The organism is Paraburkholderia sp. EB58, assembly GCF_050436665.1.
Lineage (GTDB): Bacteria > Pseudomonadota > Gammaproteobacteria > Burkholderiales > Burkholderiaceae > Paraburkholderia.
In genome coordinates this window covers 548,217-561,087 of the sequence record NZ_JBNDMQ010000002.1, presented here as the reverse complement: position 1 = coordinate 561,087, position 12,871 = coordinate 548,217, and the positions used below count along the sequence as shown (strand labels likewise).

The following is a 12,871-nucleotide window of genomic DNA, read 5'->3' as shown; positions in this document are numbered from 1 at the left end:
AGACTTGATACTTTCGCTTTTGCAGCACACCCCGAAGGATCCACCGCCGCGTCGCCATCAAGCGCCCACACTTATCGGCTGTTAATTTTTAAAGATCGATTACGCATCCACTACCAAAACCGTACCGCGCATTGTCAACATCACAACCACCCGGCACCGCTTCGTTCTGCGTCGCTGCATCAGCAGCAGAGAAACGAGATTATGAAGAATCTTTTTCGCTTCGTCAACAACATTTTTTGCTTTCGCTTAAAACGTTGTTGACGCTACGGCCGCTGGTTCCGGCAGCGGCGCTCGTTCGCAAACGAGGAGGCGAATATTAGGCGAACATCAGCCATATGACAAGGGTTTGACCGAAATGTTTTTTTGGCGAGTCACTTCCGAGTCGAATTTACTACGGCGTCCAGCGGAATCGCCTCGGCCATTGCTGCGTATCCGGCGTCGCTTGGATGAATGTTGTCGCCGCTGTCGTACCCGTGACGCAGACGATCGGGCTGCGCCGGATCACGCAGTGCCGCGTCAAAATCGACCACGCCGTCGAGTGCCCGGGTCGTCCGAATCCACTGATTCACCGCCAGCCGGATGCTTTCACGCTGCGGCGGCAACGAGGCCGGCGTGAGCGTCGCTCCGAATACGCGGACGCCATGGCGGTGAGCCTCGGCAATCACGCGCTGGTAGCCCGCGATCAGGTCGGCCGCCGTCACGGACGCATGCGGGTAATCGCAATCCAACCCGGCCCGCGGCGGCATGGAAGAAAAGTTGATGTCGTTGATGCCGATCAGCAGGATCGCCGTCTTCACCCCCGGGCGCTCGAGCACGTCCCGCCCGAAACGCTTAACCAGCGCGTCGCCGTAACAAGGAGAATCATTAAGCAGACGATTGCCGCTAATGCCCAGATTGACGACTGCGGTCGACCGGTCACCCTCCCGCGCCAGCCGGCGCGCGAAGGCGTCTGGCCAACGGTGGTTCTCATTCAGGCTCGAGCGCATACCATCTGTGATCGAGTCGCCGATCGCGGCGACAGCAGCCGCAGACGGCGCCTCCACCGAGAGGCCCGTCACCCATGCGAACTGTGTGAAGCGCTGATGAAAAGCCCCGGCCATGGCATCGTCAGCGTGATTGCCCGGTAGAGAAACGTAATTGACCTGGTTGGACACGCGATGCCACGCGACGAGACGTTGGTCCGCCCCCATATACGAACTGATGGCATACGGCGCCCCCGCGACAATATCGAACGAAACCGCGTCGCTATCCAGTTCGCCGCCGGGTGGCACCGTGACCGATTCCTTGCCGCCAAACGTCACCGGCACACCAGCGTTGCTTTGCGCGGCCCCGCTCGCCGAGCGCGCAATGCGCAACGCCTGGACGACAAGCGGCGCGTTGCCATACTCGTTGCTGAGGTGAATCCGCACGGTATTGCCGGACAGCGTCGGATAGACGATTTGCCGAACCGTGCGCCCGGCGACCTGTGGTGCGCGGTACAGCGGCGGCAAATTGGCCTGCTGAGGAATGGACTGAAGCGCAGTAGCCCACGTCGCGACCCAGCGCGAAGGCACATCGGCGGCAACGGCCGCCGGCGAAACGGCGAATTGGGCAAGAAAAACGGCGCCGCATGCAGCGGCCAGAGTACGAAGGGTCATTCGGGAAATGGGCTGGAGGCAAAGCGCCCATTGTGCCCGATCGATCGCTGCGGGTGACAGATGCCCGCAGGCCTGGCTCTAAAACCCTCCCGCCGTCCCTCAGCCTCAGCCAGCGCGCCCCGACGTCATGCTCAGGGCCAACGCTTGCGCCACTTCAATCCCGTCGATGGCCGCAGAATAGATGCCGCCGGCGTATCCCGCCCCCTCGCCCGCGGGATAAAGACCTTCGACGTTCATGCTCTGATAATCGTCCTTGCGGCGAATCCGGATCGGCGACGAGGTGCGCGTCTCAACCCCGGTCAACACCGCGTCGTCCATCGCAAAGCCGGCGATCTTCTTGTCCAGTTGCGGCAACGCTTCGCGAATCGCCTCGATCACATAGTCAGGCAGCGCCGTGCTGAGATCAGTCGGAGTCACGCCCGGCTTGTACGACGGCACGACCGAACCGAGCGACGTAGACGGCCGCCCGGCGATAAAGTCGCCCACCCGCTGGCCCGGCGCGCAATAGTTCCGACCTCCCAGTTCGAAGGCGCGCTCTTCCCATTTCCGCTGAAACGCAATGCCGGCGAGCGGTCCGCCCGGGTAATCCTCAGGCGTGATCCCGACGACAATGCCGGCGTTGGCGTTGCGCTCGGCCCGCGAGTACTGGCTCATGCCATTGGTCACCACGCGACCCGGCTCCGAGGTTGCCGCCACCACAGTTCCACCCGGGCACATGCAGAAGCTGTACACCGCGCGCCCATTGCTGCAGTGATGCACCACCTTGTAGTCTGCGGCGCCGAGTTGCTTGTGGCCTGCAAATTTGCCAAAGCGGCTCCGGTCAATTAGCCCTTGGGGATGTTCGATCCGGAAACCCAGCGAAAACGGCTTCGCTTCGATGTAGACACCGCGCTTATGCAGCATTTCGAAGGTATCGCGCGCGCTGTGTCCGACAGCCAGCACCACGTGATCGCATGGCAGCGTCTCACCATTGGACAACTGCAGTGCGCGCACCTTGCCCTGTTCGATCTCAATGTCCTCGACGCGCGTTTCGAACCGCACTTCGCCGCCGAGTTCGTGAATGGTGGCGCGCATCTTCTCCACCATGCTGACGAGGCGGAAGGTGCCGATATGCGGCCGGCTCAGATAAAGGATGTCTTCCGGCGCGCCCGCCTTGACGAACTCGTCGAGCACCTTGCGACCGTAGTGATGCGGATCCTTGATCTGGCTGTACAGCTTGCCATCGGAGAACGTCCCGGCACCGCCTTCGCCGAACTGCACGTTGGATTCCGGATTGAGCACCGACTTGCGCCACAAGCCGAAGGTGTCCTTGGTGCGCTCGCGCACAGCCTTACCGCGCTCGAGAATAATGGGGCGGAAACCCATTTGCGCGAGGATCAACCCGGCAAACAGTCCACACGGCCCCATGCCGATCACGACCGGGCGCGGCCCGGCCATGCGCTCGGGCGCTTTGGTGACAAAGCGATACTCCATGTCAGGCGTCACGCCACAATGTGGCACATCAGCCAAGCGCTTCACAACAGCCGCTTCGTCCTTGACCTCGACATCGACGATGTAGGTCAGCTTGATATCGGCCCGCTTGCGCGCATCATGCGCGCGGCGGAAGACGGTGTAGCGGACGAGCCCGTCGGCTGGCACCCCGAGCTCGGCGAGGCGCGCGAAAATCGCGGCTTCGAGAGCGCTTTCGGGGTGATCGAGCGGGAGTTTGATTTCGCTTAAACGTAACATAGGTACCGGGGATGCTAGGGGCGCAAAAACGCAGCCAATCCGCGATTTTATAGGTTCTGCGACACGCCAGGGGCGGCAACGGCTGAGATCGGGAAGCTCGCGGCGCGCATTTCGCGTCAAAACACGGCTGTCGGGCCGGCCCTTTTCAAGTCTGCGATAAGACCACGTAACCCTTGCGCTCCAGGTCGCGGCGATACCATTGGTTGCCTCTCATGCCGCAGTAAGCAGCGAAAACGATGCTGAGCAACAGACTGATTACATCGGCCGTCACACCCGCAAAGCCGATCAGACCGATCGCCAGGTCCGCCGCCAGCAACAGCAGCGCGACGAGCCACATCCTCTTCATCAATGCCCAGACGAAACCCAGCAGGCAGGCAGCCCAACTAAAGCCGGTTCTCACCTCGACCGTCTCGTCCTTCACCGGGTGCCGCAAAAAGATCCGCTCCGTCATCTCTGTTCTTCCCTCGCTTAATCTGTCCCGGCGCGTGACGCGCCAACGGCCTCCACCGTAACCCATTTGAGGCGCCTGAACCCACCCCAAAATCATTCTCAAAAAAATCATTAACCGACCGGTCGGTTGGTTTATACTGCCGAACACAGACAACTTCGGACGAGAGCGTTCGCCATGTATACGCAATCCCTCGACATTCCCGGCAACGTCGCCCCGCTCGACGCGGCCGCCAGTTCGCCCGAGCAGGCACGTTTCGACGCGGTCATGGAGGCCGACGGCAAAATCGAGCCGCAGGACTGGATGCCCGACGCCTACCGCAAGACGCTGGTGCGGCAAATCTCGCAGCACGCGCACTCGGAAATCGTGGGGATGCTGCCCGAGGGCAACTGGATCACGCGCGCGCCGAGCCTCAAGCGCAAAGCAATCCTGCTAGCCAAAGTACAGGATGAAGCGGGCCACGGTCTCTATCTATATAGCGCGGCAGAAACGCTCGCGGTATCGCGCGATCAGCTAATCGACGCCCTCCATGCCGGCAAAGCCAAATATTCGAGCATTTTCAATTATCCGACGCCTACGTGGGCGGATGTCGGCGTGATCGGCTGGCTGGTCGACGGCGCAGCGATCATGAACCAGATCCCCCTGTGCCGCTGCACCTACGGACCGTACGCCCGCGCGATGATCCGCATCTGCAAGGAAGAGTCGTTCCACCAGCGCCAGGGTTTCGACGCGCTGCTGTCGATGATGAAAGGCACCGAAGCGCAGCGCGAGATGGTCCAACAGGCAGTGAACCGCTGGTGGTGGCCGGTACTGATGATGTTCGGCCCGAGCGACAAGGACTCAATCCACAGCAACCAGTCGTCGAAATGGGGCATCAAGCGTATCTCCAACGACGATCTGCGTCAGAAGTTCGTCGACGCCACGGTGGATCAGGCGAAGGTGCTCGGCGTCACGCTGCCGGATGCAGACCTGAAGTGGAACGAGGCACGCGGCCACTATGACTATGGCGACATCGACTGGGAAGAGTTCTGGCGCGTGGTCAACGGCGACGGCCCCTGCAACCGGGAGCGCCTCGCCACCCGCGTGAAAGCCCATAACGACGGTGCCTGGGTACGCGAAGCCGCCCTCGCACACGCGGAAAAGCAGCGTCAGCGCGCGCAACAGCACGCCGCGTAATCCCGGCGACGATCAGCTCAACGCAGGCAATGCCTGGTGATAGCAGCGAAAAGCTGCAGCGAAAGATTCAGGAGATTCGAGAATGGACAAGTCAGTGAACAAGGAATGGCCGATTTGGGAAGTGTTCGTGCGCAGCAAGCAGGGCCTCGACCATAAGCACTGCGGCAGTCTGCACGCGGCCGACGCGCCGATGGCGCTGCGCATGGCGCGCGACGTCTACACGCGGCGCCAGGAAGGCGTGAGCCTCTGGGTGGTGCCGTCCTCGGCGATCACCGCGTCCGATCCGCAGGACAAGGCGGAGCTGTTCGAACCGGCCGGCGACAAGATTTACCGCCATCCGACGTTCTTCACGCTCCCCGACGAAGTCAACCACATGTAAGCGCGTCATGAATATTACGCCCCAACATCTTTCATACGTCCTGCGCCTCGCGGACACCGCTCTGATCCTCGGTCAGCGCGATGCCGAGTGGTGCGGCCACGGCCCGATCCTCGAAGAGGACATCGCGCTCGCCAATATGAGCCTCGACTTGATTGGCCAGGCCCGCTTGCTGTACACGCATGCCGCGACGCTCGAGCAGACGCTCACTGGCACAAGCCGGAGCGAGGACGACTACGCGTATTTCCGTGCCGAGCGCGAATTCGCCAACTACACGCTCGCCGAGCTGCCGCACTACGGACCGCTCGCCGGCACCACGCATGCAGACAAGGATTACGCAGTCACGATTGCGCGCAACTTCCTGTATTCGATGCTGATGGCGCACGTTTGGACAGCGCTCACCACCTCAACCGACGAACAGCTTGCCGCGATTGCCGCGAAATCGATCAAGGAAACCCACTACCACGTTCATCACGCGCGCGAATGGCTGGTCCGGCTGGGCGACGGCACGGACGAATCGCACCGCCGCGCGCAGGCCGCGCTCGACTACCTGATGCCCTACACCCGCGAATTTTTTAGCGTGGACGCCGTTGAGGAGACCATCGCCGCTGCCGGCATCGGTCCGCTGACGGCGGATCTGCAAGCCGGCTGGGAGGAAGACGTGCACGCCGCGCTCGACGAAGCCACGCTCACGCTGCCAGAACCGGTGAAGCACATCACGACCGGCAAGCATGGCGAGCACTCGGAACACATGGGCTATGTGCTCGCCGAGATGCAGAGCCTCGCGCGGCAACACCCCGGCGCGAGCTGGTAAGCCCCGGAGCATGACAATGACCTCGACCGCAAGCCTCACGACGGCCGCCGACCCCGCGCTGGAGCGCGCTTGGGCCGTGCTCGAAACTGTGCCCGACCCGGAGATTCCGGTGGTGTCAATTCGTGAGCTCGGCATTCTGCGCGACGTCCGCCGCGCCGCCGACGGCGTACTCGAGGTCGTCATCACGCCGACCTACTCGGGTTGCCCGGCGATGTCGCAAATCGCCGAAGACGTCGAGCATGCGCTGGAAGTGGCGAAGCTTGCGCCGTATCGGGTCGCCACCGTGCTCGCCCCTGCCTGGACGACGGACTGGATGACGGCCGACGCGCGCGAGAAGCTGCGCGCCTACGGCATTGCGCCGCCTACCGGCAACTGTGCACACGACGCACCCGGCGAGAAAGTCATTCGCTTCGTTCCCAGGGCACTCCCCGCACCGGCTTGTCCGCGCTGTGGCTCGGCTCATACCGAACGTCTCGCGCAGTTCGGCTCAACGGCCTGCAAGGCGCTGTACCGCTGCCTCGACTGCCGCGAACCCTTCGACTACTTCAAACCATACTGATATGGCCACCCCGCAATTTCATCCCCTGCGCATCCGCGAAGTCCGGCCCGAAACCGCCGATGCGGTCTCGGTCGCCTTCGAAGTCCCTGTTGAACTGCGCGAGCAATTTCGTTTCACGCAAGGCCAGTTCGTGACGCTGAAAACGCACATCGACGGCGAGGAGACGCGCCGCTCGTATTCGATCTGCGTTGGCGTCACCGATTACGACCGCGACGGCGAATTGCGCATCGGCATCAAGCGCGTACGGGGCGGCCGTTTTTCGAATTTCGCCTTCGATACCCTGCAGCCCGGCCACACCATCGACGTGATGACGCCCGACGGCCGTTTCTTCACCCATCTGAATGCGGATCAAGGCCAGCAATACATCGCCTTTTCCGGCGGCTCGGGCATTACACCGGTGCTCGCGATCATCAAGACCACGCTCGAGATCGAGCCGCGCAGCACCTTCACGCTGGTCTACGGTAATCGCAGCGTCGACCAGATCATGTTCGCCGAAGAGCTCGAGGACCTGAAGAACCGCTTCATGAACCGGTTTGTGCTGTACCACGTGTTGTCGGACGATCTGCAGGATGTCGAGCTGTTCAATGGCGTGCTCGATCAGCAAAAGTGCGCAGCGTTCATCGAGAACCTGGTGCCCCCCGAGGCCATCGACGAGGCGTTTATCTGCGGCCCCGCGCCGATGATGGACGCCGCGGAGGCCGCACTGAAGGCCGCGGGCGTGCCGCATGAGAGCATTCACGTCGAACGCTTCGGCTCACCGTTGCCGCAGGCCGGGGTTCCGCCTGTCGAGATCACCGAAGACACGCCGGCGGCCGACCTCGAAATCGTCCTCGACGGCAAGAAGCGCAAGCTGCGTCTGCCTTACCAGGGCGTCAGCGTACTGGACGTCGGCCTGAAGGCGGGACTCGCGCTGCCCTATGCATGCAAAGGCGGCGTGTGCTGCACGTGCCGCGCGAAGGTGCTTGAAGGCGAAGTGCGGATGGAAAAGAACTACACGCTGGAAGAACACGAAATCCGCGACGGTTTCGTGCTGACGTGTCAGTGCCATCCGGTGAGCGACCGGGTCGTGGTCAGCTACGACGAACGTTGAGCAACATTCGGGCGTCCATCTTCCACGATGCACGCCTGAGCGCTTTCAGCTCACCCGCGATCCGCTTACACTAGGGGCCGCTCGCGATCGGGACCCGGTTCCGCTCGCCAAGCGGCCCTTTTTGTGACTGATTTGCCTGCGAGCTGTCGATGAGCACGATCCACCTGACCAACGGCGATGTTGCCGCCGACTCCCTGCGAACCGCCCTGCAACAGGCAGGACGCAACGATCACGTGCAGGCGTTGCGCGACGACCTTGCGGTCGGCCCGCTGCGCGGCGTCGACGACACGCCCGAGGTGCGCGCGGAGTTCTGGCAACGCGTAATGGACGGCGCACCGCGCAATTTCCTGCGTGAGTTCAGCGAACAGGCAATGGTCCTGGAGCAGGTTGCGGCCGCTGCTACGCAGGTGGTCGTCTGGCACGGCGAAAGTGCCGCAGACCAGTTGACCCTGCGCCGGGTCTGCTACCACTTGCGCAACAGCCCGCAGCGCCTGAACGAAGTCCGCCTCTCGATCCGCGACCTCACCGATCCCGGCGCCTTCGCCCACAGCCGGGCGGGCCGCGCCACGTCGGTTGGCATGTTCGCAGCCGACGTCCTGCAGACGCGGCTCCCGCACGTTGCACCGATCTCGGTGCTGCGCATCAGCCGCCTCGCCTTGGAATGGCAGGAGGTCAAGCAGGCGAACGGCGAAACTCGCCGCTGGCGCGACAACACCTTTAGCAGCGGCACCTTCGGCGACCTGGACACGCTGATCCTCGAGCACGCCAGCGACACGTGGCAGCCCGCCGCCCGCATCGCCGCGCAGTTGATGGTCACCGATCAGGGCTTCCTTGTCAGCGACAGCCTTGTGCTGTGGCGCTTTCGCGAGCTTGCCGCGAGCGGGCGGGTCAGCCTGCGCGGCAACGCCTCCGGATGGCGCGCGCTGGAGTTGCGCGCGGCCCTTTCCACCTGTTCAAGCTAAGGATCCCAAGGACCATGGCCCGCACCCGCGCCCCCGACCACGAAACCCAGCGCGACCAGATCCTCGAACTGGCCGCGGCCAAGTTCGCCCAGACAAGCTATCCGAGCACCTCGATGGCCGATCTGGCCGCCGCGAGCGGCACCTCCAAAGCGCGCCTGTACCACTATTACGAAAGCAAGGAAGCGATCCTGTTCGACCTGCTCGACCGCTACACGAAGCGGCTGATGCTGATCATTGCGGAGGTAGAAGGCGCGAGCCAGCGGCGCGGGCTGACCGAGCGCGAAACCTTCGCCGAACTGATCCGCGCGTTTCTCTCCGAATATGAAAATTCGCACAGCCGGCACGTCGCGCTGCTGAACGACGTCAAGTACCTGGTCGACGCGCAGCGCGAGATCGTCCTGAACCGCCAGCGTGACGTCGTGGCGGCGTTTGCGCGCCAGTTGACACGCGCCTATCCGGAGCGCGCCACCCGCGAAAACCAGACGGCGCTGACGATGATGGTGTTCGGCATGATCAACTGGACCTTCACGTGGCTGAAACCTGGCGGCCGGATGGGCTATCGGGAATTCGCCGAGCAGGTTGTCGAGATGGTCGACCATGGGCTGAGGGCGGCCGAGTAACGATATCCTGTTGCACAGCAACATTCTTCGGAAGAAAGAGTTGTCTATGGACCACAGGCTTCAGCATTACACATGCAATATAGATAAACCTTAATAATCAATCGCATAAAAATAGGTTCGCAACAAAGTAGAACTGAACGTCGAATTGAGATACGGGTTTTCCCTAGTTATGGGATGGCGTTTCCGATAGAATTGGTCTTGCGGTGCACCATGCCGCTTGATTAATAGGAGAACCCAACCATGACCACGCTCTCTACTCGCGCCGCCGAGCCGATCGTCACACCCGATCGCCTGTTGCAGGCGACCGGTCGCGCGCATGCTCTGGTGCGGGAACTGACTGCGGTCGACCGCGAACGCCTGCTGACACACTTCCTCGCGCTGGATGAAGACGACCGGCTGCTGCGCTTCGGCCAGATCGTGCCGGACCACGTGATCGAAAACTACGTGCGCTCCATCGATTTCACCCGCGACACCGTGTTCGGCGTTTTCGACAACCAGTTGCAACTGGTCGGCGTCGGGCACCTCGCCTATCTGCCCGTGGAAGGCGACAAGCGCACTGCCGAGTTCGGCGTGTCGGTGCTGGAAAGCGTGCGCGGCCAGGGTATCGGCAGCAAGCTGTTCGAGCGTGCCGCCATTCGCAGCCGGAATACGCACGTCACGATGCTCTATATGCACTGCCTGTCGCGCAACTCGACGATGATGCACATCGCCAAGAAGGCGGGCATGAAGATCGAATACTCGTATGGCGAAGCCGACGCGTATCTGACGCTGCCGCCGGCCGACCAGTCGAGCATCATTGCCGAAATGCTGCAGGAGCAAGCCGCCGTGTTCGACTATGCGTTGAAACGTCAGGCGCGTCAGGCATCGAAGATTTTTGAATCGTTCCTCCCTGCGGCTGTGGCTGCATAAGCGGCACCTGCATCAAATAGGAAAAGGGCGGCTTGGCCGCCCTTTTCCTTTTGCACCGCCCGGACTTATCCGGGACGTCGCTGGTGGCGCGCCATACAACAGCGCGGTGCCGTGCGGCGCCTATCTGATCAACTCATAAAATCGGCAACGCCGTTGTCTCCTTGAAGGTCTCGAGCGAAAAACTCGACTTCACGTCGATCACCGACGGATGGTGCAGCAACCGGTCTTGCACGAAGCGCGAAAAGTGCGCCATATCCTCCACCTGCACGCGTAGCAGGTAATCCGTATCCCCCGTCATTGCGTGGCAGGCGACCACTTCCGGCCAGGCCTGCACTGCGGCGCGGAAGAGTTCAGCATGCGTCGCGCCTGCCCGGGCAGGCGTGCCGTCGCCACGCGGGCTGAGTGCCGGAACACCGCGCTTTTCCAGCCGCACATTCACATAGGCGAGCAAATCGAGGCCGAGCCGCTGCGCGTCGAGCAACGCAACGTAGCCGCGAATCACCCCGCTCTCCTCCAGCCGGCGAATGCGCCGCAGACAAGGGCTGGGCGACAGGCTCACCCGTTCCGCAATCTCCTGATTCGACAGCCTGCCGTTTTCCTGCAGGATGGTGAGAATCCGCCGGTCAATCGCGTCCATCTCGATATTGGCCATTTTCTGCCACCTGAGTCTATATTTGAGCTATGAAGTAGCGCCAGCCTACGCAAGCGCGATTAAATTCGCAAGTTTCCGCCGCATACCACCCTTTACACTTGCGTCATTCCGTCGCGCTCCGTGCGCGCGCCCTTAGCTTTGCATGGGATCAGAGGAGACAGACATGCAGGTTCAAACCTGGGATAACCCCGTCGGCACCGACGGCTTTGAATTCATCGAGTACACCGCCCCGGATCCCAAGGCGCTCGGCAAGCTGTTCGAACAGATGGGCTTTACCGCGATCGCGCGGCATCGTCACAAGGACGTGACGCTGTATCGCCAGGGCGAGATCAACTTCATCGTCAACGCGGAGCCGGATTCGTTCGCACAACGCTTCACGCGGCTGCATGGCCCGTCGATCTGCGCCATTGGCTTCCGCGTGCAGGACGCCGCCATGGCTTACAAGCAGGCGCTCGAAAAAGGCGCATGGGGCTTCGACAACAAGACTGGCCCGATGGAGCTGAACATCCCCGCGATCAAGGGCGTCGGCGATTCGCTGATCTACTTCGTGGACCGCTGGCGCGGCAAGAACGGCGTGGTGCCGAACAGCATCGGCGATATCAGCATCTACGACGTCGATTTCGTGCCCATCCCTGGTGCCGATCCGAACCCGGTCGGTCACGGCCTCACCTACATCGACCACCTAACGCACAACGTGCACCGTGGCCGCATGCAGGAATGGGCGGAGTTCTACGAGCGCCTGTTCAATTTCCGCGAGGTGCGCTACTTCGACATCGAAGGCAAGGTGACCGGCGTGAAGTCGAAGGCGATGACTTCACCTTGCGGCAAGATCCGCATTCCGATCAACGAAGAAGGCTCGGAGACGGCCGGCCAGATCCAGGAATACCTCGACGCGTATCACGGCGAAGGCATCCAGCACATCGCGCTCGGCAGCAACGATATTTACCGCACCGTTGATGGACTGCGCGAATCGAAGATCTCGCTGCTCGATACGATCGACACGTACTATGAACTGGTCGATCGCCGCGTGCCGAATCACGGCGAGCCGCTCGACGAGTTGCGCAAGCGCAAGATCCTGATCGACGGCGCGCCGGAAGATCTGTTGCTGCAAATCTTCACCGAAAACCAGATTGGCCCGATCTTCTTCGAGATCATTCAGCGCAAGGGCAATCAGGGCTTCGGCGAAGGCAACTTCAAGGCGTTGTTCGAGTCGATCGAGCTGGACCAGATTCGCCGCGGTGTAGTGCAAGACAAGGTGTAAAACCTCCAGTGCTGTGCCGAACGCGACCGGACAACACAATCCGAGGGCCGACCAGGCTTGCTGTACGCAGCAGCAAGCGCGTAGCGCGAGCCTGAGGCTGTCACATAAAGCCAGTCAGACGGTCGCCGGTTAAAATGGCACGGCGCTAAAAGAAAAGGGCGGGGATCGTAAGATCCTCGCCCTTCGTTGTTTACGCCGCCGCCCAGCTTCCAGCGACGGCAAGAAATGGATCGACAGGTCGCCTTAGCGGCCCATCAGGAAGCCTGCTCGTCTTCGTCGGACTCGCTCGATAGCTTGATGCGTTCCGAAGCGAGGCTCACCGGCGCAACCTGCACGGTGTGAGTGACTGCGTTTGCGAGCGTCCGTGCGCTGCCTGGGCGAACCGGGGCGCTCATTGCAAAAAATGCGGCCGAGACCATCAGGAAGGTCTGGATGTTTCTGGTGTTCATGCGTACTCCTTTTCTGACTGCCTGTCGTCGTGAAGCTCCGCCAACCGCGGAGCGTTGCGCAGACACGTGCACAGGTGGCTGGTTAGACAGGGCTCTCAAGTGCGGTTCCGCAAGTTTGAAGCTTTTACAGCTTGTTACAGAAGACACAGCAAAGATTTCAATTGGATGCTGCACTGTCATCGCCTCGTAA

The 12,871-nt window shown here is 61.8% G+C and carries 15 protein-coding genes; 10 read left to right on the top strand and 5 right to left on the bottom strand.

Going from position 1 to position 12,871, the window contains the following annotated elements; all coding sequences use genetic code 11:
* A partial coding sequence (locus tag P3T40_RS05150) for a hypothetical protein (protein WP_429266590.1) occupies positions 1 to 261 on the top strand: 261 nt, incomplete at its 5' end.
* Between the two features lie 110 nt (positions 262 to 371).
* Here P3T40_RS05150 and P3T40_RS05145 read toward each other — a convergent pair.
* The 3 genes from P3T40_RS05145 to P3T40_RS05135 form a co-directional block, all read right to left on the bottom strand.
* Positions 372 to 1,637, bottom strand: a complete 1,266-nt coding sequence (locus tag P3T40_RS05145; RefSeq protein ID WP_429266589.1) for an SGNH/GDSL hydrolase family protein — start codon at positions 1,635 to 1,637, stop codon at positions 372 to 374.
* A 105-nt stretch (positions 1,638 to 1,742) separates the two neighbouring features.
* Positions 1,743 to 3,365, bottom strand: a complete 1,623-nt coding sequence (locus P3T40_RS05140; RefSeq protein WP_429266588.1) for an NAD(P)/FAD-dependent oxidoreductase — start codon at positions 3,363 to 3,365, stop codon at positions 1,743 to 1,745.
* Positions 3,366 to 3,510: 145 nt separating this feature from the next.
* Positions 3,511 to 3,816: a DUF2628 domain-containing protein gene (locus P3T40_RS05135; RefSeq protein ID WP_429266587.1), complete on the bottom strand. Its 306-nt coding sequence runs from the start codon at positions 3,814 to 3,816 to the stop codon at positions 3,511 to 3,513.
* Positions 3,817 to 3,990: 174 nt separating this feature from the next.
* Here P3T40_RS05135 and paaA point away from each other — a divergent pair, with 174 nt between their 5' ends.
* From paaA to P3T40_RS05095, 8 genes are all read left to right on the top strand, one after another.
* A complete protein-coding gene (gene paaA, locus P3T40_RS05130) occupies positions 3,991 to 4,989 on the top strand; it encodes a 1,2-phenylacetyl-CoA epoxidase subunit PaaA (RefSeq protein WP_429266586.1) in 999 nt (332 codons plus the stop codon).
* Positions 4,990 to 5,071: 82 nt separating this feature from the next.
* Positions 5,072 to 5,368 (top strand): 1,2-phenylacetyl-CoA epoxidase subunit PaaB, encoded by a 297-nt coding sequence (gene paaB, locus P3T40_RS05125; RefSeq protein ID WP_429266585.1) that lies wholly within the window; start codon positions 5,072 to 5,074, stop codon positions 5,366 to 5,368.
* Positions 5,369 to 5,375: 7 nt separating this feature from the next.
* Positions 5,376 to 6,179, top strand: a complete 804-nt coding sequence (gene paaC / locus P3T40_RS05120) for a 1,2-phenylacetyl-CoA epoxidase subunit PaaC (RefSeq protein ID WP_429266584.1) — start codon at positions 5,376 to 5,378, stop codon at positions 6,177 to 6,179.
* Between the two features lie 10 nt (positions 6,180 to 6,189).
* Positions 6,190 to 6,738 (top strand): 1,2-phenylacetyl-CoA epoxidase subunit PaaD, encoded by a 549-nt coding sequence (gene paaD, locus P3T40_RS05115; RefSeq protein ID WP_429266583.1) that lies wholly within the window; start codon positions 6,190 to 6,192, stop codon positions 6,736 to 6,738.
* Between the two features lies 1 nt (position 6,739).
* Positions 6,740 to 7,828: a 1,2-phenylacetyl-CoA epoxidase subunit PaaE gene (gene paaE / locus P3T40_RS05110; protein WP_429266582.1), complete on the top strand. Its 1,089-nt coding sequence runs from the start codon at positions 6,740 to 6,742 to the stop codon at positions 7,826 to 7,828.
* A 149-nt stretch (positions 7,829 to 7,977) separates the two neighbouring features.
* On the top strand, positions 7,978 to 8,790 hold the full coding sequence (locus tag P3T40_RS05105; RefSeq protein ID WP_429266581.1) for a DUF1835 domain-containing protein: 813 nt from the start codon (positions 7,978 to 7,980) through the stop codon (positions 8,788 to 8,790).
* Positions 8,791 to 8,804: 14 nt separating this feature from the next.
* Positions 8,805 to 9,410: a TetR/AcrR family transcriptional regulator gene (locus tag P3T40_RS05100; protein WP_429266580.1), complete on the top strand. Its 606-nt coding sequence runs from the start codon at positions 8,805 to 8,807 to the stop codon at positions 9,408 to 9,410.
* Positions 9,411 to 9,650: 240 nt separating this feature from the next.
* A complete protein-coding gene (locus P3T40_RS05095; RefSeq protein WP_429266579.1) occupies positions 9,651 to 10,319 on the top strand; it encodes a GNAT family N-acetyltransferase in 669 nt (222 codons plus the stop codon).
* 133 nt (positions 10,320 to 10,452) lie between these two features.
* Here P3T40_RS05095 and P3T40_RS05090 read toward each other — a convergent pair whose 3' ends face one another.
* Complete coding sequence (locus P3T40_RS05090) at positions 10,453 to 10,971, bottom strand: Lrp/AsnC family transcriptional regulator (protein ID WP_429266578.1); 519 nt, start codon at positions 10,969 to 10,971, stop codon at positions 10,453 to 10,455.
* A 163-nt stretch (positions 10,972 to 11,134) separates the two neighbouring features.
* Here P3T40_RS05090 and hppD point away from each other — a divergent pair, with 163 nt between their 5' ends.
* A complete protein-coding gene (gene hppD / locus P3T40_RS05085) occupies positions 11,135 to 12,232 on the top strand; it encodes a 4-hydroxyphenylpyruvate dioxygenase (RefSeq protein ID WP_429266577.1) in 1,098 nt (365 codons plus the stop codon).
* 254 nt (positions 12,233 to 12,486) lie between these two features.
* On the opposite strand, the gene P3T40_RS05080 is transcribed toward hppD, so the two are convergent.
* Positions 12,487 to 12,681 carry a hypothetical protein gene (locus P3T40_RS05080; RefSeq protein ID WP_429266576.1) on the bottom strand — a complete coding sequence of 65 codons (195 nt, stop codon included), beginning with the start codon at positions 12,679 to 12,681 and terminating at the stop codon, positions 12,487 to 12,489.
* Between the last annotated feature and the right edge of the window lie 190 nt (positions 12,682 to 12,871).